Here is a 21688-nt window from a genome sequence, read left to right as displayed (position 1 = left end):
CGGAATAAAAACAATTAAATTATTTTTTGTAAAAATTCATTTCGTCTATATAATTCCAAACTTCTTTGGTTAACATAGGTTGAATGTTTTTTCCGTTTTTGATACCATTTCTTATCATTGTTGAAGAAATTTCGACAATGGGTGCCTGTATTTTATGAATTTTTGGGTGTTTATCGAATCGTGTTTCTATTTTTCCTTCAGAAATTCTTGGATACACATATATATGATGATGTTCTAAAATAGTTTCGTAATTTTTCCATTTATGAAGACTTTTTAAATTATCTTCTCCCATAATTAAACAAAATTCTTTGTTCGGATATTTTTCGGAAATATGCGCTAAGGTAAAAACAGTATAATTAGGTTGCGGCAATTTAAACTCAATATTCGAAGGTTTTATTTTCGAATAATTTTCTGTAGCTCTGTAAACCAGCTCAAACCTGTGGTGGTTTTCTAGCAAAGAGTTTTTCTTTTTAAACGGATTATGAGGGGTTACTACCATCCAAATTTCGTCTAAATCTGAATTTTCTACCATGTGATTGGCAATAATTAAATGCCCAACATGAATTGGATTAAAAGTGCCAAAATATAAACCGATTTTCATTGTAAACAGTTTGAAGTTGGAAGTTGGGAGCTTGAAGTATTCAGTAAGTATTTAACTTCCTGCTTCTAGCTTCCACTTCCTACTTTTTTAAATTTTCTCTATACTTTTCTAATACTCAATTTACCTTCGAACTTCCTACTTCCCACTTCCAGCTTCCTTCTCATTCAAAAAATCACTTACTAAATCTTCTGCTTCTTTTAAAGCAACCTCTAAATCGTAATTTTTAATAATTTTATCGAACTGAGGTGCAGTTGCCAGCTCCACAGAGGCTTTTGCAATTCTCATATTTATTTTTTCTTCGCTTTCTGTTTTACGTTTTTTCAAGCGAATTTTTAACTCATCTACACTTGGTGGTTTTACAAAAACCGATAATGTTCTTTCAGGATATTTCTTTTTAATTCGCAGGCCACCAACCACATCAATATCAAAAATAACATGTTTTTTTTGTGCCCAAATTCTTTCGACTTCACTTTTTAAAGTTCCGTAAAAATTATCTCTATACACTTCTTCCCATTCTAAAAATTCATCATTTTTAATTTTATCTTTAAAATTTCTTAAAGACATAAAATAATAATCTTCGCCCTCTTTTTCGAAACCTCTTGGCGCTCTTGAAGTTGCAGAAATAGAAAACTCTAAGTTGAACTTTTTTTGTGCTAATAAATGACGAACAATGGTGGTTTTTCCAGAACCTGATGGTGCAGAAAACACGAATAATTTTCCTTTAAAATCTGACATAGAATTATAATTATAACTTCTCGACTGCGCTCAAAGAAAAGCAAAACAATGTTTGGTTGACCGCAACAAAAGTTTCTTTAACTTCTTAATTTAATTTTTTAAAAAATGGTTTTTGACTTCTGCAAGGTTTTTTAACCTTTTAGGTATAAAAATCTACTTTTTTAAATATTTATTTAGCTTAAATTTAATACCTACAAGATTTTTAAAACCTTGCAAGAAATCTAAATTTATAACACGTTTAAAATTTGTTCTTTAATTTGTTCTAGTTCATTTTTCATTTGAATAACTGCTTTTTGCATGGGTGCAAAATTGGCTTTAGAACCTGTGGTATTTATTTCGCGCCCCATTTCTTGTACAATAAAGCCTAATTTTTTTCCATTAGAATCTGGTGAATCTAAAGTTTGTAAAAAATAATTTAAATGATTTGCCAAACGCACTTTTTCTTCGTTAATATCTAGCTTTTCTAAATAGTAGATTAGTTCTTGTTCAAATCTGTTTTCATCTGTTTCTACTTTTAACTCGTCAATTGCTTTTTGAAGGCGGGTTTTTACATGCTCAATTCTGTCTCCATCTAAGGCTTGTACTTGCTCTAAATAATTTTTAATATTGGCAATTCTTTGTTTAAAATCGATTTCTAAAGAGGCAGCTTCATCGATTCTATATTGTACTATTTCTTTAATAGCAAGCGCAATTCCTTTTTCAATTTCAACCCACTCGTTTTCGTCTAATTCTTCACGCACTGTAGTGAAAGCGTCTGGCATTCTTACAGCCATTTTTAACAACTCTACATCATCGGTAGTGCCTGTTTGTACCACATTTCTTAATTGTTGCATGTATTCTTTTACCACTCCATGGTTTATGCTTGCAGAAGTTTCATCAGAAGTTATTTCTACAAAAATCGAAAAATCTATCTTTCCACGTACCAAAGAATTCGCTAATTTTTTACGAACGGCTAGTTCTTTTTCTTTGTAATGAGATGGAATGCGAACATTTAAATCTAAATTTTTACTGTTTAAAGATTTTATTTCTATGGTTACTTTTTTAGTGGGCAATTGTAAAACTGCTTTTCCGTAACCTGTCATAGATTGAATCATAAATTCATCATTTTTAATGAGTTGCAAATATAGTTTTAATTCTTAGAATCTTTTGCTTGTTTTGTTACTAAATAAACCCCGAAAAAGATTAATAACGTAGCACAAATTTTTACCAAATTTAAAGAATCGCTGCCCACAATTAATGCATAAATAGAAGCAATTACAGGCTGTAAATAAATAAAAACGCTTACCGTTGTTGGTTTTAATTTCGATAAACCATACAAATTGAACAAGTAGGTAATGCAAGTGGTAAATAAAACAACAAAACCAATATTCCAATATATATTTGTAGGAATTGCCTGCCAAACAATTTCCGAAAATTCGGTATAGCCCACAGGAATTATAAAAATAAGGCCAAACAAATACAACCATTTTACAAATACAAGCGGATGGTATTTTTTAATTAAATTTTTTGCCAAAACCAAATACAAACCGTAAGAAGAAGCATTTACAAACACCAAGAAATTTCCAAGATGGCTGTTGGTTGCGGTTTGGTTAGAAGAACTGCCATAAGTTATTAATAAAATGGTACCAACTAAACCAATAAACACCCCTAAAACTCGCTGCTTCCCAATGGCTTTTCTAATTAAAATACTCGAAAAAACGAGCACCATTATTGGCGAAGTTACCATCATTACAGAGGCACTTATGGGGGTTGTTAAACTTAAACCTTTAAAAAACGATAACATGTTTAAACCTACCCCAAAAAAAGATGCTAAAAGAATTTTTTTATAATCTTCTTTTTCTATTTTTTGAGATTTCACAAACAAACCTAAAAGCCAAAAAATAGCAGTTGCCCCCACAACTCTAATAAATATAAAGCCATAAGGTTTTACATAGGTTGGCATTACATCTTTTGCAATCGTGTAATTTACTCCGTAAATAATGGTAGCAATGGTAACTGCAATTAATGCTAAAATTCTTTTGTTCATAACAAATTGTGTGAAAAAATGAATTTGCAAAGTTGAGGATAATTTTAAAACTAGGCACAAAAAAAGAGTCTCAATGCATATTGAAACTCTTTTAAGTTAGGTTGGTTAACTTTTGGTTGATTTTTTTTAATCTACTAAAGGCGGAATTCTTAAAACCTGTCCTGGATAAATTTTATCTGGATGTGTTAACATAGGCTTGTTTGCTTCAAAAATTACAGGATATTTCATGGCATTTCCATAATATTCTTTGGCGATTTTACCTAAAGTATCTCCACTTTCTACTGTATGAAATTGCGCCATATCTGCTTCTTCGATAACTTCTACTTTTGCTACAGACATGTTATCTTCTACAGAGGCAACTCCGTTTGTATTTCCTACGACTAAAACTACTTTTTCTTTAGTCGCCAAATCTACAGCTTCGCCCCAAAGTTTTACAGCATCGTCATCTACTTCAATAGACAAATCTTTTACTTCTAAATCTAAGTCTGTAATTGCATTTCTTAATTGTTCCGATTTTTCTGCATTTTCTTCTTCTGTGGTTTTACCAATACCAAAAATTTTTGCTCCAGCATTTTTAATAAACGAAAAAATTCCCATTCTTTTTATTTTTTTAGTTGTTAATATTCAATTTAATAAAGGTACAAGATACATTTTTTTTGTTAAAAAAAGAATTTCATTTTGTTTAAAGCGTTTTTATGAAGCTATAATTCTAAAAACGTAAAAAAATATGGCTTTCTTTTTTGTAATTTTGTTAGAAAGACATTACAAATGGAAATACATCACATCGCAGAAAACCACTCTATTTTAAATAAATTTATCGCAGAAATTAGAGCGGTAAAAACTCAAAAAGATTCGCTTCGATTTCGAAGAAATATCGAAAGAATTGGCGAGGTTTTGGGCTATGAATTGAGTAAAAATTTGTCGTATGCTGGTGTTTATATCGAAACTCCCTTAGGAAAGAAAAAAATGCAATTGTCTTATAACAATATTGTTTTATGTTCGATTTTAAGAGCAGGTTTGCCTTTACATCAAGGATTGTTAAATTATTTCGACGATGCAGAAAATGCTTTTATTTCTGCATACAGGCATCATCCTAAAAACAACAATAATTTCGAAATTGTTGTCGAATATTTCGCTTCGCCATCTATAGATAATAAAACACTGTTATTGGCAGACCCTATGTTAGCAACTGGGCAAAGTTTGGTGGCTGTTTACGAAGCAATAAAAAAACACGGAACCCCAAAAGAAATTCATATTGTTGCTGTAATTGGCTCTAAAGAAGGCATCGATTTTATTGAAAATCATTTTCCAAAACACACACAATTATGGATTGCCACTATCGACAATAAATTAAACGATAAAGGCTACATAGTTCCAGGCCTAGGAGATGCAGGAGATTTGGCTTACGGAACAAAATTATAATAATACCGCAAAGACAGTACTTGCAAGCAATACATAAAAAACGATGTTTTTAATGAAATCGCTTTTTATAATTTCAAGTCCGTTTGCAACAACTATAGATGCTGGAAAAATTAGAAAAAGAATTTCTACCCCTGTTTTCTCAGGAATTAAAAGCACGAAAAAGAAAGATATTAGCAATTGAAACGTTACAATAAGCCAATTTTTCTTGAAAGTATTATTTACAGAAAGCGCTTTTGGTGTTTTTAAGATAAAACCAATCGTAGTTAAAAATAATATCGAAATTACCAACCAATAAAAATTATTTTCGGCATAAAAAGAAATTTTATGAAACTGCTTAAAAACAAAAAGATTCGTAAAAACACGTACTTCGTTAAGCCACAAACAATAGGCATAATAAATTAATAAAGGAGCACAAAAACCAACAACTGGGGCAAATAAAGTACGAATTGTTATTTTATGATGCACGTAAGTTGCCACATAAATTAACAAGGCAAACATTGCAGAAAAGGGTTCTATAAAAAATAAAATCGCGAGCCAAAATCCACTATCAAACAATTTTTGTAACACTTTTTTTTGAGATTTTAAACTGTATATTTTTCTGGAAAAAAGTATATAAATCAGTAATAAAAAAAGTACTTTAAAAGAAAATAATTTAATAACAAAATAGCTTAAAAACACTGTAAAAACAAAAAAAGCGTAACTGTTATCTTTTGTTAAGTTATTTTTAGAAATCACAAAATTGTAAAAGAAAAAAATAAGTAGAAAAAGCGAAAAAAAACCAAGATTTTCTAAAAAAATAGTAAATGTAAAACCTTTAGAAGCATACACTGTAAACGCATCTAATAAAAAAATGCACAAAAACAGTACCAGAAGCACAATAAAATTGATGGGTTTAGATTTGCTTAAAAAATTGGCTAGCATTGTTTCTTTTGTTATTTTTGCACCGTAAAGATAATTAAGTTATGATAGCAAGCAATATTTTTAGATGGATTGGTAGTTTATTTACAGATCTTTTATTTATCCCTTTTAACTGGTTACGCACAAGTGTAGCACATGCCGATTTTGGATGGTGGATTTCTAATGCCGTAAACTGGTTATTTCTATTGGTTTTATTAGTTCTTTTTGCATATTGGATGAAAGAATCTAAGCGATTTGTAAGAGAAGGAACTGAAGACAGAGCTTAATTTTACACTTTGGGAAGCAAAAATAAACTAAAGCGTTTTAAAGAAAATGAAACGTTTAAAAATGTCATTCAGCCAACAAGAGAAGAGGTAGTAAACAACTTTTCTTACAAAGGCAAATGGCATTCTTTTTTTGGGAACAACAATCCTATTATTGTAGAATTGGGTTGTGGTAAAGGCGAATATACCATTGCTTTGGCTAGAAAAAACCCAAATAAAAATTATATTGGAATCGATATAAAAGGAGCTCGTTTTTGGCGAGGCGCAAAAACGGCTCTCGAAGAAAACTTACCAAATGTAGCATTTGTAAGAACACAAATCGAGTTGGTAGATTTTATTTTTGCAGAAAACGAAATTTCTGAAATTTGGATTACTTTTCCAGACCCACAAATAAAATACAAGCGTACAAAACATAGAATGACAAATACCAATTTCTTGAAAAAATACCATCATATTTTAAAAAAAGAAGGAATTGTAAACTTAAAAACCGATAGCGAATTTATGCACGGCTATACATTAGGTTTGTTGCATGGAGAAGGACATGAGGTTTTATATGCAAACCATACCGTTTATAAAAATGAAGGTGCTCCAAAAGAAGTCGTAGAAACACAAACTTTTTACGAAAACCAGTATTTGGCCATAGACAAACCTATTACATACATTCAATTTCGGTTAAAATATTAGTTTTTTGCCAGGAATTTACATGTTTCTTTAACATAAATAACCCCAAAAAGGTTTCAGTTTATAGTTAAAACACTGCCCGTAGATTCAAGTACCAAGTGCAAGTTTTTGATTTTGGTTAATAAATTGATAAAAAACCTCTTTAGGGGTTCTGTATCCTAACTTTTTTCTTGGTCTATTATTGAGTTTGTTTACCGTTTCAAAAATATCCTTTTGTTTGACATTATCCAAGTGTTCATTTTTTGGGAAATATTGTCTGATAAGTTTGTTCGTATACTCGTTAAGTCCACGTTCCCAAGAGCTATAAGGGTGAGCAAAATAGACATCACAATTTAATTTTTCTGCTATTTTTTTATGTCCTGCAAACTCTTTTCCATTATCATTGGTAATTGTTCGAACCCATTTTTTATGTGGTGCTAAAGTGTTTATAGTCATTTTTGTAATCATATCTGCTTTTTTTCCTGTCACATTTTCAATCCATAAAAAACTAGAATAGCGATCTACAATGGTTAATAAAGCTCCTTTATGGTCTTTTCCTATAATTAAATCAGATTCTAAATCACCTACTCTTTCTTTGAGTTCTACAATTTTTGGACGTTTTTCTATAGACACTTTATCGGGTATTTGTCCTCTATTGGATTTACTTCCATACCTTTTTTTATATTTTTTTTGACCTGTTCGTAGTTCTTTATAAAGCAATCCTCCTTGTCTTTTATCTTGCCAAACATATTGGTAAATTCGCTCGTGAGAGACCATCTGTATTGCTTTAAGTTTACACCAACCAACTATCTGTTCTGGAGACCATTGAAATTTAATCATTTTTTCTTTGATTATTTTTTTCATTTCCGTTGAAAAAATAGTCTTATAATGGCCTTCTTTTTTACGCTCATCAGCTAATTTTTGTGCGTGTTTAGCACTATAAGTCCTAGGTTTTGAGTTCCTTTTCAATTCTCTATAAAAAGTACTTTCATTAATACAAAGTGATTTAATAATCTCTTTTTTACTAATTTTTGCCTTAAGCATTAATTCTATTGAGTACCTTTGTTCGAAAGTTAATTGTTTGTAGTTCATATCACAAATCTTTGACTTTTTTTGGACTTTTCCTAACGGGGTAAAACCCGTAGGAAAATCCTATCAAAAACTTGCACTAGCATTTGAATCTAGGGCCTATTAACCTAATAATCCTTATCTTTTAAAAGTGAAAAAATCCGATAATTTTTTCGATAAAGTCTATCAAGTTGCACGCTTAATTCCATATGGAAGAGTTACAAGTTATGGTGCAATTGCAAAATATTTAGGCGCAGCAAAATCTGCAAGAATGGTGGGCTGGGCCATGAATAGTTCTTCGAATCAAAAAGAAGAAGTACCCGCACATAGAGTTGTTAATAAAAAAGGATTATTAACAGGAAAACATCATTTCGATGGTACAAATTTAATGCAGCAATTGTTAGAAAACGAAGGAATTGTGGTAATTGATAATCAAATTCAAGATTTAGAAACCGTTTTTTGGAATCCGATGGAAGAATTGAATTCAAATTTCAAATTTTAGATATTATTATACATAGATTTCTCAGAGAAAACACTCTAAACAAAAAAATTAGCTATATTTTTTCGTGCTACTATGTGATAAAAAAGCAACCGTATTCGATTAAAATAATAAACTGCAACATCAAAAAAACTTTTAAAAAAAACCGACCATCATTTCCACTTATCAACCTATAAATATTCACAATCTACAAACTTTCTTTTTTAAACAGTTAAACGTATCTTTGTAATTGATATTAACTTAATTAAAACTATAAATGTCTTCTCGAGCGCAGTCGAGAGGTTTTATAGAACGAACAATACATTAGGTCTCGACTGCGCTCGACCTAACATTGAAAGAAAAATGAGTTTTAAAAAACAAGACATACAACAAGCACTAGAAACCATTACTGCTCCAGGAGAAGGAAAAAGTTTGGTAGAAAATAACAACTTAAAAAACATCGTAATTTTTGGAAACGAAGTAATTGTAGAAATAACAATTAGCAATCCAACCTTGCAAGCAAAAAAGAAAGTTGAATCGGAAATTACAAAAGCCATTAAAAGCAATGTTTCTAAAAATATAGATGTAAAAGTAAACGTAACCGTAGAAAAACCAGTTGCAAAAGAAAATCCGAATCAAATTCGTGGTAAAGAAATTCCGAATATTAAAAATATTATTGCAATTGCGTCTGGTAAGGGTGGTGTAGGTAAATCTACAATTACAGCAAATACAGCAATTTCATTAGCAAAAATGGGCTTTAATGTGGGGGTTTTAGATGCCGATGTTTATGGACCATCGCAACATATAATGTTCGATGTAGAAAAAGCAAGACCACTTTCTGTAAAAGTAGATGGTCGTTCGAAAATGAAACCTATCGAAAATTATGGGGTAAAATTATTGTCTTTAGGATTTTTTACAGATCCTAATCAAGCCGTAATTTGGCGTGGTCCCATGGCTTCAAAAGCATTAAATCAATTAATTTTTGATGGAGATTGGGGCGAATTAGATTTTCTTTTAATCGATTTACCACCAGGAACAGGAGACGTGCACTTATCAATCGTACAAGCATTGCCAATAAATGGTGCAGTTGTAGTAAGCACACCACAAAATATTGCATTGGCAGATGCTAAAAAAGGAGTTGCCATGTTTCAACAAGAAAATATTAACGTTCCAGTATTAGGAATCGTAGAAAATATGGCATATTTTACACCAGAAGAATTGCCAGATAATAAATATTACATTTTTGGAAAAGATGGCGCAAAAAACTTGGCAGAAGATATTAAAACCCAGTTTTTAGGAGAAATCCCTTTAGTACAAAGCATTCGTGAATCTGGCGATGTTGGGCATCCAGTAGCATTACAAGAAGGTACACTTTTAGAAGAAGCTTTCGATAAAATTACCAAAGAAATGGTCGCTCAATTATTAAAAAGAAACGAAAATTTACCACCCACAGAAGTTGTTAGAATTACAACAATGAGTGGTTGTAGTTCAGTAAAAAATAAAGTATGACAGCACAAGAAACCTTAGAAAATGTAGAAAAAGCGTTGGATGAAATCCGCCCTTTTTTAATGAGTGATGGTGGCAACATTCGGCTACTTTCAATAGAGAACTCCATTGTAAAAGTGCAATTAGAAGGCGCTTGCACAGGTTGTTCTGTAAACCAAATGACACTAAAAAATGGTGTAGAAGCAACCATTAAAAAGTACGCACCACAAATCGAAGAAGTCATAAATGTTGCTTAAACTGATAAAAATTAGCTTCTAAGCAAACAGAATATTATAATTTTGGGCATTCCTTAAAAAGGTCGAGCTTGTAGGTTGTCTTGAGCGTAGTCGAAAGATGTATCTTTTTAGTTTTTTTCTCGATGTAAATTTGTTCGTTCTTCACAAATTCGCTCGAACTGACAACTAAAAAAAGGAGACCATTTCAATCGTTAACGCCCTCACGAAAATAAAACAGACCTCAAAGATTGTAAAAATCTTTGAGGTCTAAATAGATAAAGAAAACAAAAAGTGATTACAACAGATATTTTAATTATTGGTGCAGGACCCACAGGATTATTTACCGTTTTTGAAGCAGGGTTATTAAAGCTACGCTGCCATTTAATAGATGCTTTGCCACAGGTTGGTGGCCAATGTTCAGAGATTTATCCGAAAAAACCAATTTATGACATTCCTGCATATCCAGAAATTTTAGCGGGCGATTTAACCGATAAATTAATGGAACAAATAAAACAATTTGAACCAGGTTTTACATTAGGCGAACGTGCAGAAACCATCGAAAAACAAGAAGACGAAACGTTTATTGTTACCACCAATAAAGGTACAAAACACTATGCAAAAGTTGTTGCAATTGCAGGTGGTTTGGGTTCTTTCGAGCCAAGAAAGCCACCCATTTTTAACATTGCAAATTTCGAAGATAAAGGAGTAGAATACATCATACGTGACCCAGAACTTTATAGAAATAAAAAAGTAGTTATTTCTGGAGGTGGAGATTCTGCTTTAGATTGGTCTATATTTTTAACAGATGTTGCTTCTTCAGTTACCTTAATTCACAGAAGAAACGAATTTAGAGGCGCTTTAGATTCTGTAGAAAAAGTGCAAGAATTAAAAGATGCAGGAAAAATAAACATGATTACACCTGCAGAAGTAAAAGAAATTATTGGAACAAATAAAGTAGAAGGAGTTTCTGTGGTTCAAAATGGAGGCGAACCTTTTCGTATAGAAACAGATCATTTTATTCCGCTCTTTGGTTTATCGCCAAAATTAGGTCCTATTGCCTATTGGGGATTAGAAATCGAAAAAAATGCCATTAAAGTAAACAACGCTTTAGATTATCAAACCAATATTCCAGGAATTTATGCCATTGGAGATGTAAATACTTACCCAGGAAAATTAAAACTGATTTTATGTGGCTTCCACGAAGCAACTTTAATGTGCCAAAGTGCCTACAAAAGAATTTTTCCAGACAAAAAATATGTAATGAAATATACCACTGTAGGTGGTGTAGATGGTTTTGACGGTACTAGAAAAGAAGCACCAAAAGCAGTTGTTAAAAAGATAGAATAAAAAAAATTACCCATTCGGTTTCAAAGGTTTTAAAAACTTTTAAGGGTTTTTATGGAAAAGAATTTGGTAATTTTATAATGATCTTTTAAGACTTTACAAATTTAAAAAACAACTCTCTTCCTTCTCTACTTTCTATAGAATTATAGCAATTCTCAAAAATTTCGAATTCGAAATACGGTTTAAAATAAGTAATATATTCTTTTTTAGAACCTCCAAATGGCGGGCGATTGTCAAACAAAGGTGCATTGAACAAAAGCCCCACCAGTTTTCCTTTTTCTTTGAGAAGTTCGTGCATTTTAATGGCATATTTTTCTCTTAAATTTGGGTTAATGGCGCAAAAAAAGGTTTGTTCGATTATTAAATCGAAACTATGGTTTGTATTAAAAAAATCGTTGTGCAATAATTGCGATGCAGGAAAATTTGGAACTCGCTTTTTTATATTTTCTAGCGCAGTTTTAGAGACATCTACAACAAATACGTTTTTAAATCCTTGGCGAAACAAATATTCTGCTTCGTGAGAATTCCCTCCTCCAGGAATTAATATTTTGAGTTCTTTATTCTTTAATTGATTAAAATAGGCCTTTAAAGGAGGAGAAACTTCTCCTAAATCCCAACCAGTATCGTTTGTTTTGTAACGATTGTCCCACACACTTTCTGATAAATCTAAATCCATTGTATAAAATTGATATTATTTCTTGTACAAGATATTCTCGAAGATAAAAAAACCCGAGCTTTTAACTCGGGCTAACTAACCGCTAAAAATACTACTATTTACTATAATACGTGGGTTTAATAAGTAAACCTCTTTAACCACAAGAAATGTAATTACGCGACAAAATTAATGGCTTTACATTATCAAAAACATGATAATTATCATGTTTTTGATACCTTAACTTATCATTAACCAAAAATTAACAATTTATACCTTTTATTGTTAAGTTACGATATACATCAGTTTTTAAAAAGCGACGTTTAAAATATCTCCACTTAATTGTAATAATTGCAATTCGATTAATTTTGCATCGAACTTTGCGTTGTTAAATGCGGTTTTAGCATTAATTAAGTTTATTTGTGCTTGTCGAAATTCAATCGAAGTTACTTGCCCCAACTTATAACGTTCTTGAGTTCTATCGAAATTATTTTGTGTGGTTTGCACGTTTTTTTCTTGTGCTTTTAAAATGAATAATTGGTTGTTATAATTCTCCCAAGTATTTTTTAAGTTATTTTGAATCGTTAATTTTTGTTGTTCTAAAGCAATTTGCTGATTTTCTAAAGCAATTTTGGCATTAGCAACTCTTGTTTTTGTGCTTCCACCATCAAAAATATTCCATGTTAAACTTAAACCCGCATTTAATCCATCTGAAGTAATTAAACGTGCACCAAAAGGGTTTACTAAATTTTCGTTTTCTGTTCTATTAAAACCATACGAAGTATTAAAATTTAAAGAAGGTAAATAACCTGCTTTGTTAATTTTAATATTAAACTCGCTAATCGCAATATTTTTTTCGTTCTGTTTTAACAGACTATTATTGACCAATGTTTTTTGTTGAAGTTCTTCAAAATTCATTAATTTATTGAACTCAACATCTGTTTCGACTTCGTAATTTGCCATTTTTTCAACACCTAAAATAATGTTTAAACTACGTTTTGCATTGCTTAATTGTTGTCTAGAATTTATTAATGTAATACTATCGTTATTTATATCTACTTCTGCATTTAGCATTTCTAATCGGGTAGATTGCCCATATTCGTATTGATATTTTGCACGTTCTAATCTGCTTTTAGAAATTGTTAAAGCTTCTTCTAAATTATGGGTGTTTTCTGATAATCTTGCAATTTGAAAATATACTGTAAACAATTGTAAATAGGTGTTTTCGATTGTTTCTCTTGCTTGGATTTCTGTTAAATTATAAGTTTCTTTTAATTGTTGATAGTTGTATTTTCTGCCCAAACCATCGAAAATGGTATAATTTATGCCCACAGATGCATTGTAAGATTTTGTAACGGCTCCGTTTCCAACTCTCTCTGCATCTCCTCCTGTTTGTGGATCTGTAAACACAATTTTCTGATTATTTCTTCGATAATCTGCTCCAGAATTTAAAGTCGCCGTTGGCAAATAACGCGTGTTATAAATACTCGAATTATTTTTAGCAACTTCGATATTATTATTTGCAATTTTAATTCCGAAATTGTTTTTTAACGTAATTTCTAGCGCTTCTTTCTTTGTTAAAATTTCTTGTGAAAAATTTTTTAAAGTTGCTAAACAAAGAAGAATTAATATCGCTTTTTTATTCATTTTCGTCTTTTTTAAAGTTAGACTCTAAGCTTTTTTTTGCTTCTTTAGATTCGATTTCAGTCGTGTTTCCATCGTCGTATTTCGATTCTATAATGGCTCTTTCTACTTCTTCTTTGGTAACATCTCTATTTGTTTTTAACCATTTTATTTTTACTTTTATTGCGTTAGAAGTTGCTAACATCATAGGCAACATTACCAATGTTAAAACAGTTGCAATAGCAATTCCATAGGCTATTGAAATTGCCATGGGAATTAAAAATTGTGCTTGCCTACTTTTTTCGAAAATTAAAGGCGCCAAACCAGCAATGGTTGTTAAAGAGGTTAAGAAAATGGCTCTAAAACGAGATTGGCCTGCTTTTATTAAAGCATCATCGTATTTTAGGCCTTCTTTTAAGTAACTGTTGAATTTTCCTATCAACACCAAACCATCATTTACCATAATTCCAATAAGGGCAATGATTCCTAAAAAGGATAAAATTCCGATGGAAAAATTATGAATATAATGCCCCCAAATAACACCAATCATACTAAATGGTATCATAATTATTAATAAAATTGGCTGGCTGTAAGAACGGAATGTGAATGCGATTACGATATAAATTAACAATAAAATAATAGGTCCCACCAAGTTTAAAGAATCTGTGGTTTTTTTGGCTTCTCTATTTTGCCCTTCGTATAAAGGTGAAACTGTTGGGTATTTAGACAAGATTTCTGGCATAATATTATTTTTAATATTGTCTAAAATCTCGGTTTCACTGGTTTCTAAATCTTTTAAATCTGCCGAAATTTGTATTTCGCGTTTTCCTTCTAAATGATTAATGGCAATATCTCCTCTTTCTATGGTATAATTTGCGATTTCCGAAAACGGAACACGCGTTCCTGTTGGCGTAATTATTCGCATATCGTCTAAATCGTTAATCGAAGATCTGTCTTGTTTATCGTAACGAACCCAAACTTTAATTTCGTCTTGTCCTCTTTGAAAACGTTGTGCCTGAAAACCGAAAAATCCAAAACGAACTTGCGACATTACCGATTGTAAATTTAAGCCTAACAAATACGCATTGTCTTTTAATTTTATACGTACTTCTTTTATTCCTGCAGGATCGTTGTCTGTTACATCTTTTAATAATGGATTGTTTTCTAAGGTTTGTTTTAGCTCGTCTTTTACCGCTTTTAATTCTGTAATGTTGTTTCCTAATAAAGAAACTGCAACAGGGCTTCCTCCAAAATTACCTCCAGAACCAAAAACCAGACTTTCTACTCCATATACTTTTCCTACCAATTTTTGAATTGCATTGGTAATTTCTGGGGAAGAAAAATCTCGTGTTTCTCCTGGTAAAAGATTTACGCTTAAGGTGGCATTGGCACTTCCTGGTCCTACTCTTTTAATGACATTTTCTACCACCTCTAAATTTCCACTTTGTTTTGCAGAAAACTCTTTATTAACCATCCACACTTTTTCTTCTATTAAAGAAATTACAGAATCTGTAATTCTCTCATTGGTTCCTTGTGGCATGTTTAATGTAATTTGAACTCTATCACTAGCAATTCTTGGAAAAAAAGAACTTTTTATAATCCCTCCTTTTAATGCAGAAAAACTAATTGATAAAGTGGCTATAAATAGGCAGAAAATAAAAATCTTGTTATTTAAAGAGAATTTTAAAAACGGCAGATAATAATGGTCTCTAAATTTTCCTAAATACGTATCTGCACCTCTGTTTATTTTGGTAAAAAAAGCATCTATTTTATTGGTTTTTTTCGCGTCGCCATTTTCTAACTTTTTTCTATCTAGAGCCTTCGAATGTGCAATGTGTGCTGGTAAAATAACCAAGGCTTCAATTAAAGAAACAGTTAAAGTTAAAATTACAATTGTAGAGACTTCTCCAAAGAAACTTCCAATTCTACCATCTACAAAAAAGAAGGTAGAAAAGGCAATGAGTGTTGTTAAAATCGCAGAGACTATTGGCGGAATTACCTCCATGGTTCCATCGATTGCTGCTTGTACTTTTGTTTTTCCTAAATCGTAATAATGATGATATATGTTTTCTCCAATAACAATTCCATCATCTACCAAAATACCAATTACGATAATCATTCCAAATAACGATAAAACGTTAATGGTAACATCAAATTGACCCGCAAAAATAAACATTCCTAAAAAGGCAACTGGCAAACCAAATGCCACCCAAATTGCCAAACGAAGGTTTAAGAAAAGTGCTAAAAAGAAGAGTACTAAGAGAATACCAACAATTCCGTTTTCTACCAATAATTTTGTTCTTCCATTTAAGGTGATACTTCTATCGCTAGTAACACTTAACTGAACATTTTGTTGTTGTTGGTTGTATTTATGAATATACTCTTTAATTTTATCTGCAGAAGAAATTAAGTCTTCGTTATTGGTATTACTTACTGTAATATCGATGGCTAAATTTCCATTATAGTACAATCTATCTGGGTTTTCGGACCAAGTATCTCTAATTTCTGCAATGTCTTTTAAACGAATAATGTTTCCGTTTGTTTGAGTTCTAACAATTAAATTTTGCAGTTCAACTCCGTAATAAGATCTATTACTGGCACGAATTAAATAATCTTCGTCGGCTGTTTTTATGTTTCCACCCGTAATTAAAATATTCGAGTTTCTAACTGCGTTTGCAACTTCTGTAAAAGACATATTGTAGGCACGTAAATCGTTTTCGCGAACTGCAATTTCGATTTCTTCTTCAGGAAAACCAGAAATTTCTACTTGCGAAATTCCTTCGATACCACGAATGTCGTTTTCTACATTTCTTGCATATTGTTTTAACGATTTTAAAGAAACATGGTCTCCACTAATGGTAAAACTAATGGTGGGTCTTATACTTTCTACTTTTGCAATTACTGGTGGTTCCATTCCAGAAGGAAAAGAAGGCACTCTATCTACTGCATTTTTAACGTCCGTTAAAACAAGGTCTATATTTTTGCCTTTTTCTACCTCTACATTTACAGTTGCAGCATTTTCTCTGGAAACAGAAGTTACCCTTTCTACTCCAACAATTCCTTTTAAATTGTCTTCTATTTTTAGCACAACACCTTCTTCCATTTCTGCTGGTGAAGCTCCAGGATATGCTAAAGTAATTCTAATTAATTGCGAATCTACCAATGGAAAAAAGGAAGATTTCATATTTAATGCACCCAAAATACCGAATACAAAAAATGCAAAGACCATTACGTTTACTGCAACGTGATATTTTATAAAATAAGTAATTATCTTTTTCATGTAATTACTTCTTTTTGTTAATTTTTACAATCATTCCGTCGAAAGCTCCTGGTAGGGTTTGCGTTAAAATTTTATCGTTATTATGTAAGCCTTTAATAACTACATTTTTTGCTCCAAAATAAACAGGTTTTACTTTTACTAAGGTTAAAATACTATCGTTTTTTACTGTGTAAACAGCAGTATTATCTACCAATAATTTTCTTGAAATTTCAATGGCTTCTTTCTCTGATTTTGCTACCAAATCTGCTTCTAAAAACATGCCTTCTTTTAAATCTGGATGTTTTACATCGATAAAAGCCTTAATGGTTTGCGAAACTTGATCGACCCGACCATTTACACGAACTACTTTTCCTGTATATTTTTTCGATTTTTCTAAATTAGACAGCGCCACAGAATTCCCAACTTTTAAGAGATCTGCAAACGCTGCATTTACAGAAACTTCCATCTCGTAAATACTTGGATCTATAAATTCACCTAATTTTTGCCCTACTCTAATTAATGTTCCAGGGCTTACCAAAGCTTCTGTTAAAATGCCAGAAAAAGGGGCTCTAATTTGGTGTTTAGAATTACGAACTTCTAAATTTTTAACATTGTAATATGCTGTTAAAATACCTCTTCCAGAAATAAAATATTTTTCTTTATCTGTGGAGAATTTAGGCAATTTTGGAGTGGTTTTGTTAATATCGAAACTCTTTAAATAGTTTTCCCATTTCTTAAATTCGTTTGGATAATCTAAACGTATATCTGGCATTATGGCCGTTAGTAAATTATACAAACCACTTTTTTGAGATTGCAAACTTGCGTAAAATTCGTCGCTATTGATACTTAATAAAGTTTCTCCTTTATAATATCTTGTTCCTGCTTTAAAGGGTTTTTTAGAAGATTTAAAAATACCTTGTACTTCAGAAAAAATATCTATTTTATTTTTAGCTGTTAAGTTTCCACTAGCAGTAAGTATAATAGGAACTTCTTTATTTACTACCTCTTGTACAAAAACTGTTTTTACTTGTTTTTTAAATTTTGGCTTTGGTTTTTGGTTTTTTTCTACAATATAGTTTCCTAATAAAACAGCACCTACTATAGCTAAAATCCCAAGAATAGCTAATATTATTTTTCTCATAATTAGTTCGTTGAACTTTCTTAAAGAAAGAAAGATTTTTAATGGTCTTCACAAATATAATAGCTTATAAGACAAAAGTTACACAAAAAAGTTTAAAAACCTATTTGTTAAAAAAATGTTATAATCTATCTATTTTGCACTAAAATTTTAAGAACCACTTTTTTTTAGCATCTTTATATTTCTAAAAAAAACTAAATGTCTTCTAACTTTAGAATTTCTCGTGCTTTTAAAAATGCCAAAAAAATTTGTTTTAATGCCAATTCTAAATTTGTGTTTTTTAGCGATTCTCACAGAGGAAACAATGGTTTTGCAGATGATTTTGCAAGAAACAGAAACATGTTTAAACATGCTTTAGAGTATTATTACAACAACGGTTTTACGTATATTGAATTAGGTGATGGAGACGAGTTGTGGGAAAACCGACGTTTCGAACGTATTTTTAGAGCCAACAAACATATTTATATGTGGCTAAAAAAGTTTCATAAAGAAAATAGATTGCATTTTATCTGGGGAAATCATGACATGAAATATAAAAACCCTGCAACAATTCGTAAGAATTTACATTACTATTACGACTCTGTATCAGACACAAAAAAGGAACTTTTAATTGGTGCTTCTTTTTCTGAAGCCATTTTTTTAGAAGATGAAAACACAGGAAAAGGAATTTTCTTGTTGCATGGACATCAAGCAGATTGGTTTAATTACGTATTTTGGAGATTGAGTAGTTTTTTAGTGAAAGTCTTATGGAAACCGCTACAAATATTGGGTTTTTCGGATCCCACTTCTCCCGCTCAGAATTTTAAAGAACGCATAAAAGTCGAATACAAATTAGAAAAATGGATTCAAGAAAACAACCATCAAATGATGATTACCGGTCACACACACAGGCCACGTTTTCCTGATAAAAATGAAATTCCGTTTTTTAACGATGGTAGCTGTGTGCATCCAAGATCTATTACAGGAATAGAAATTGAAAATAACGAAATTTGTTTGATCAAATGGCACATTACCACAAAAGAAAACGGAACCATGCAAATTATTAGAACTGTTTTAGAAGGTCCAGAAAGTTTAACTTATTATATGCATTAATTTGATTTTTTGTAAAAACACAAATACTGCTTTATTTTATGGTTCCGTTGATAAAATCCCCGTGAATACTTGGAAAATTCTCAATTGCGAAAACAATGTTTATTTTCATCGAGATTTTTTACAATCGATTCAAAAAAATCATCCAGAAATAACGTTTTCTTATATTATTTTGGTAAACGAGAACGAGCTTCCTATAGCTTTTTCGACGATTCAAATTGTAGATTTTTATATGAATTCCATTCAAAAAAATTTCTATTTTTTAAAGAGTTTAGGAAGAAAACTGCGAATTTTAAAAGACAGCAAACCCTTAAAACTACTTATCTCTGGAAACACTTTTGTAAGTGGAGAACATGGCGTTTTTATAAAACCCAATGAAAACAAACAAAAAGTAATTTTAGAATTGGCAAAAGCCATCAACCACTTTGTAAATAGTAACAAAACACTAAAAAATAAGATTGATGCTTTTCTATTGAAAGACTTTGTAAACGAATCTTTGTCTATTACAGATGAATTAAAAAACGTGAGTTATCATCCGTTTTCGGTAGAACCCAATATGCTATTTCATATCGATAAAAACTGGCAAACTTTTGATGATTATTTGGCCGCCATGAAAACCAAATTTCGTGTAAAAGCTAAAAAAGCATATTCGCAAAGCGCCTCTATTGATATTGAAGAAATAACATTCGCAAATATTGAAGAGAAATTGACTGAAATGACTACTTTGTATCAAAAAGTAACTGCAAATGCCAATTTTAATTTGAGCGATTTCAATTTAGAAACCTATAAAGATTTTAAAGAAAAATTTGGCGAAAAGTATATTTTAAAAGCATTTTATCTTCGAGGTAAATTGGTTGGTTTTATGTCTGGCATTATTAACCATAATTCTTTAGACGCCCATTTTGTAGGTATCGATTATCAACTAAATAAAGCGTACGCGATCTACCAAAGAATGCTGTATAGTTATGTAGAAATTGCCATTCATAAAAAATTAAAAACCATCAATTTCGGAAGAACAGCAAGCGAAATTAAAAGTTCTGTAGGGGCAATTCCACAAGATTTAACCATGTATCTTCGTCACAAAAAAACCATTACAAATAAAATATTAAAGTTATTTTTGCAAAGAATACAACCTACACCATTTCAACAGAAATTTCCATTTAAAAAGTAGAAAGAAATCTGATAATAGATAATAACGTGTTTCAATTTTAGTAAGTATATTGAATTACCAAAATAAAATGTTATTTTTGTTTCTAAACATAATTTAAGGTTTGATAGCATACAAAAAAATGGTAAGTATTGAAGAATTTGATGTAAAAAACTATCAAATAAAACTTGTTGAGCCAGAGGCTAAAGCTGTTATTACTCACTATTTGCATAACGTTTACAATGGAGTTTCTAAACACTACAAAAAAGATGCTTTAAAAGTTCTTAAAAAATTTGTAAAATACAAACAAGACGAAAATATTTCTATTGTTGAAGAAGATGCTTTACAACAGCTACTTTTTGAAGTAGAAAATGTTCCTTTTCCGACTCCTGAAAATTATATTTTTAAATTTATTGATTTATTTGCGGGAATTGGTGGATTTAGATTGGCTTTACAAAATATTGGTGGAAAATGCGTTTATACAAGTGAATGGGAAAACGCGGCAAAAAAAACCTACAGAGAAAACTTTGGGGAAATTCCATTTGGAGATATTACAAAAGAAAATACAAAAAGTTATATTCCTAAAGAATTTGATGTTTTGTGTGCAGGCTTTCCTTGTCAAGCATTTTCAATTGCAGGAAATAGAAAAGGTTTTGCAGATACAAGAGGAACTCTATTTTTTGACGTAGAACAAATTATAAATAAACACAGACCAAAGGTTGTTTTTTTAGAAAATGTTAAAAATCTAGTTTCACACGATAAAGGAAAAACATTTAAAACTATAATTGAAGTTTTAGAAAACAAATTAGGCTATAAAGTTTTTAGCTCAATTTTAAATTCAATGACTCACGCTAATATTCCTCAAAATAGAGAACGAATATTTATTGTTGCTTTCGACCCAAATCAAGTGAAAAATTGGAGTAATTTCAAATTTCCAAAGAAAATTGAATTAACAAAAACTATTCATAATATTTTAGAAAAAGGAAAACAGGAAAATAAATATTATTATCCAAAAGAGCACAAATACTATCCAGAACTTGAGAAAACTATGACTTCTAAAGACACTGTTTATCAATGGAGAAGAGTTTACGTAAGGGAAAACAAAAGTAATGTTTGCCCAACTTTAACAGCAAATATGGGAACTGGTGGTCACAACGTTCCTTTAATTAAAGATAACTTTGGAATTAGAAAGTTAACACCAAGAGAATGCTTTTCTTTTCAAGGTTATCCACAAAATTACATTTTGCCAAATCTTGCGAATAGTAAATTATATATGCAAGCAGGAAATTCGGTAACAACAACTTTAGTAGAAAGAATTGCTAAAGAAATTATAACTGTATTATGAAAATTGTAAGTACGAAAATTTTAGATACAGATTTTTCCAAAGAGAAAAATTTAAGTACACTACCAAAAACATTTATGCTTTAAGAGTTTATAATATAGATGAAGATTATTACTTTGACTTAGCAATAAAACATAATGGTTTTTGTCCTAATATTTCATCTGGGTATGAAGAATCTCGTTTTCTTGATTATTTAAGTAAT

21 protein-coding genes are annotated in these 21688 nt (G+C 30.8%); 10 read left to right on the top strand and 11 right to left on the bottom strand.

Annotated elements, in window-relative coordinates:
* Positions 1-19: 19 nt before the first annotated feature.
* The 5 genes from nadD to lysM form a co-directional block, all read right to left on the bottom strand.
* A complete protein-coding gene (gene nadD, locus JL193_RS10825; RefSeq protein WP_207970817.1) occupies positions 20-601 on the bottom strand; it encodes a nicotinate (nicotinamide) nucleotide adenylyltransferase in 582 nt (193 codons plus the stop codon).
* A gap of 135 nt (positions 602-736) precedes the next feature.
* On the bottom strand, positions 737-1336 hold the full coding sequence (gene gmk, locus JL193_RS10820; RefSeq protein WP_207970816.1) for a guanylate kinase: 600 nt from the start codon (positions 1334-1336) through the stop codon (positions 737-739).
* Between the two features lie 227 nt (positions 1337-1563).
* Positions 1564-2430 carry a YicC family protein gene (locus JL193_RS10815; RefSeq protein ID WP_243456734.1) on the bottom strand — a complete coding sequence of 289 codons (867 nt, stop codon included), beginning with the start codon at positions 2428-2430 and terminating at the stop codon, positions 1564-1566.
* Between the two features lie 35 nt (positions 2431-2465).
* Complete coding sequence (locus JL193_RS10810) at positions 2466-3362, bottom strand: DMT family transporter (protein ID WP_207970815.1); 897 nt, start codon at positions 3360-3362, stop codon at positions 2466-2468.
* A gap of 126 nt (positions 3363-3488) precedes the next feature.
* On the bottom strand, positions 3489-3959 hold the full coding sequence (gene lysM, locus JL193_RS10805; RefSeq protein WP_207970814.1) for a peptidoglycan-binding protein LysM: 471 nt from the start codon (positions 3957-3959) through the stop codon (positions 3489-3491).
* A gap of 171 nt (positions 3960-4130) precedes the next feature.
* Between lysM and upp the strand changes: the two genes are divergently transcribed.
* The gene (gene upp / locus JL193_RS10800) at positions 4131-4784 is read left to right on the top strand and encodes a uracil phosphoribosyltransferase (protein WP_207970813.1); all 654 of its coding nucleotides are present in this window, start codon (positions 4131-4133) and stop codon (positions 4782-4784) included.
* Here upp and JL193_RS17235 read toward each other — a convergent pair.
* Complete coding sequence (locus JL193_RS17235) at positions 4779-5705, bottom strand: DUF6427 family protein (RefSeq protein ID WP_243456733.1); 927 nt, start codon at positions 5703-5705, stop codon at positions 4779-4781. The two genes, upp and JL193_RS17235, sit on opposite strands and share 6 nt — an antisense overlap.
* Before the next feature lie 41 nt (positions 5706-5746).
* On the opposite strand from JL193_RS17235, the gene JL193_RS10790 reads away from it, so the two are divergent.
* Together JL193_RS10790 and trmB are read left to right on the top strand one after the other, a co-directional pair.
* Complete coding sequence (locus JL193_RS10790) at positions 5747-5968, top strand: DUF6341 family protein (RefSeq protein WP_207970811.1); 222 nt, start codon at positions 5747-5749, stop codon at positions 5966-5968.
* A 9-nt stretch (positions 5969-5977) separates the two neighbouring features.
* Positions 5978-6649, top strand: coding sequence for a tRNA (guanosine(46)-N7)-methyltransferase TrmB (trmB, locus tag JL193_RS10785; protein ID WP_207970810.1), 672 nt, complete (start codon positions 5978-5980; stop codon positions 6647-6649).
* An 84-nt stretch (positions 6650-6733) separates the two neighbouring features.
* Here the strand turns inward: trmB and JL193_RS10780 are convergent, their stop codons facing one another.
* A complete protein-coding gene (locus JL193_RS10780) occupies positions 6734-7717 on the bottom strand; it encodes an IS30 family transposase (RefSeq protein WP_207970543.1) in 984 nt (327 codons plus the stop codon).
* A gap of 127 nt (positions 7718-7844) precedes the next feature.
* On the opposite strand from JL193_RS10780, the gene JL193_RS10775 reads away from it, so the two are divergent.
* From JL193_RS10775 to JL193_RS10760, 4 genes are all read left to right on the top strand, one after another.
* On the top strand, positions 7845-8195 hold the full coding sequence (locus tag JL193_RS10775; protein WP_207970809.1) for an MGMT family protein: 351 nt from the start codon (positions 7845-7847) through the stop codon (positions 8193-8195).
* Positions 8196-8534: 339 nt separating this feature from the next.
* Entirely contained in the window at positions 8535-9680 is a 1146-nt protein-coding gene (locus tag JL193_RS10770; RefSeq protein WP_207970808.1) for an Mrp/NBP35 family ATP-binding protein, read from the top strand.
* Positions 9677-9913: a NifU family protein gene (locus JL193_RS10765; protein ID WP_207970807.1), complete on the top strand. Its 237-nt coding sequence runs from the start codon at positions 9677-9679 to the stop codon at positions 9911-9913. Before JL193_RS10770 ends, JL193_RS10765 begins: the two co-directional genes overlap by 4 nt.
* A 270-nt stretch (positions 9914-10183) precedes the next feature.
* Positions 10184-11239, top strand: a complete 1056-nt coding sequence (locus JL193_RS10760) for an NAD(P)/FAD-dependent oxidoreductase (protein WP_207970806.1) — start codon at positions 10184-10186, stop codon at positions 11237-11239.
* 85 nt (positions 11240-11324) lie between these two features.
* On the opposite strand, the gene JL193_RS10755 is transcribed toward JL193_RS10760, so the two are convergent.
* The 4 genes from JL193_RS10755 to JL193_RS10740 all read right to left on the bottom strand — a co-directional run bounded on the left by JL193_RS10755 (position 11325) and on the right by JL193_RS10740 (position 17911).
* Complete coding sequence (locus JL193_RS10755; RefSeq protein WP_207970805.1) at positions 11325-11912, bottom strand: methyltransferase domain-containing protein; 588 nt, start codon at positions 11910-11912, stop codon at positions 11325-11327.
* A gap of 285 nt (positions 11913-12197) precedes the next feature.
* Positions 12198-13535, bottom strand: coding sequence for a TolC family protein (locus JL193_RS10750; protein ID WP_207970804.1), 1338 nt, complete (start codon positions 13533-13535; stop codon positions 12198-12200).
* Positions 13528-16791, bottom strand: coding sequence for an efflux RND transporter permease subunit (locus tag JL193_RS10745; protein WP_207970803.1), 3264 nt, complete (start codon positions 16789-16791; stop codon positions 13528-13530). The genes JL193_RS10750 and JL193_RS10745 overlap by 8 nt, the downstream gene beginning before the upstream one ends.
* 4 nt (positions 16792-16795) lie before the next feature.
* Positions 16796-17911 carry an efflux RND transporter periplasmic adaptor subunit gene (locus JL193_RS10740; RefSeq protein WP_207970802.1) on the bottom strand — a complete coding sequence of 372 codons (1116 nt, stop codon included), beginning with the start codon at positions 17909-17911 and terminating at the stop codon, positions 16796-16798.
* 195 nt (positions 17912-18106) lie between these two features.
* Between JL193_RS10740 and JL193_RS10735 the strand changes: the two genes are divergently transcribed.
* The 3 genes from JL193_RS10735 (at position 18107) to JL193_RS10725 (ending at position 21489) form a co-directional block, all read left to right on the top strand.
* Positions 18107-19000 (top strand): metallophosphoesterase, encoded by an 894-nt coding sequence (locus JL193_RS10735; protein WP_207970801.1) that lies wholly within the window; start codon positions 18107-18109, stop codon positions 18998-19000.
* 61 nt (positions 19001-19061) lie between these two features.
* Complete coding sequence (locus JL193_RS10730; RefSeq protein ID WP_243456732.1) at positions 19062-20168, top strand: peptidogalycan biosysnthesis protein; 1107 nt, start codon at positions 19062-19064, stop codon at positions 20166-20168.
* A 118-nt stretch (positions 20169-20286) separates the two neighbouring features.
* Complete coding sequence (locus JL193_RS10725) at positions 20287-21489, top strand: DNA cytosine methyltransferase (RefSeq protein ID WP_207970800.1); 1203 nt, start codon at positions 20287-20289, stop codon at positions 21487-21489.
* Positions 21490-21688 lie beyond the last annotated feature (199 nt).

This window comes from Polaribacter batillariae (assembly GCF_017498485.1).
GTDB lineage: Bacteria > Bacteroidota > Bacteroidia > Flavobacteriales > Flavobacteriaceae > Polaribacter > Polaribacter batillariae.
This window is presented reverse-complemented; position numbering and strand designations above follow the sequence as displayed.

Coding starts and splice junctions, on each gene's coding strand:
- nadD (WP_207970817.1), bottom strand. CDS start 601: ATGAAAATCGGTTTATATTTTGGCACTTTTAATCCAATTCATGTTGGG.
- gmk (WP_207970816.1), bottom strand. CDS start 1,336: ATGTCAGATTTTAAAGGAAAATTATTCGTGTTTTCTGCACCATCAGGT.
- JL193_RS10815 (WP_243456734.1), bottom strand. CDS start 2,430: ATGATTCAATCTATGACAGGTTACGGAAAAGCAGTTTTACAATTGCCC.
- JL193_RS10810 (WP_207970815.1), bottom strand. CDS start 3,362: ATGAACAAAAGAATTTTAGCATTAATTGCAGTTACCATTGCTACCATT.
- lysM (WP_207970814.1), bottom strand. CDS start 3,959: ATGGGAATTTTTTCGTTTATTAAAAATGCTGGAGCAAAAATTTTTGGT.
- upp (WP_207970813.1), top strand. CDS start 4,131: ATGGAAATACATCACATCGCAGAAAACCACTCTATTTTAAATAAATTT.
- JL193_RS17235 (WP_243456733.1), bottom strand. CDS start 5,705: ATGCTAGCCAATTTTTTAAGCAAATCTAAACCCATCAATTTTATTGTG.
- JL193_RS10790 (WP_207970811.1), top strand. CDS start 5,747: ATGATAGCAAGCAATATTTTTAGATGGATTGGTAGTTTATTTACAGAT.
- JL193_RS10780 (WP_207970543.1), bottom strand. CDS start 7,717: ATGAACTACAAACAATTAACTTTCGAACAAAGGTACTCAATAGAATTA.
- JL193_RS10770 (WP_207970808.1), top strand. CDS start 8,535: ATGAGTTTTAAAAAACAAGACATACAACAAGCACTAGAAACCATTACT.
- JL193_RS10765 (WP_207970807.1), top strand. CDS start 9,677: ATGACAGCACAAGAAACCTTAGAAAATGTAGAAAAAGCGTTGGATGAA.
- JL193_RS10755 (WP_207970805.1), bottom strand. CDS start 11,912: ATGGATTTAGATTTATCAGAAAGTGTGTGGGACAATCGTTACAAAACA.
- JL193_RS10750 (WP_207970804.1), bottom strand. CDS start 13,535: ATGAATAAAAAAGCGATATTAATTCTTCTTTGTTTAGCAACTTTAAAA.
- JL193_RS10745 (WP_207970803.1), bottom strand. CDS start 16,791: ATGAAAAAGATAATTACTTATTTTATAAAATATCACGTTGCAGTAAAC.
- JL193_RS10740 (WP_207970802.1), bottom strand. CDS start 17,911: ATGAGAAAAATAATATTAGCTATTCTTGGGATTTTAGCTATAGTAGGT.
- JL193_RS10735 (WP_207970801.1), top strand. CDS start 18,107: ATGTCTTCTAACTTTAGAATTTCTCGTGCTTTTAAAAATGCCAAAAAA.
- JL193_RS10725 (WP_207970800.1), top strand. CDS start 20,287: ATGGTAAGTATTGAAGAATTTGATGTAAAAAACTATCAAATAAAACTT.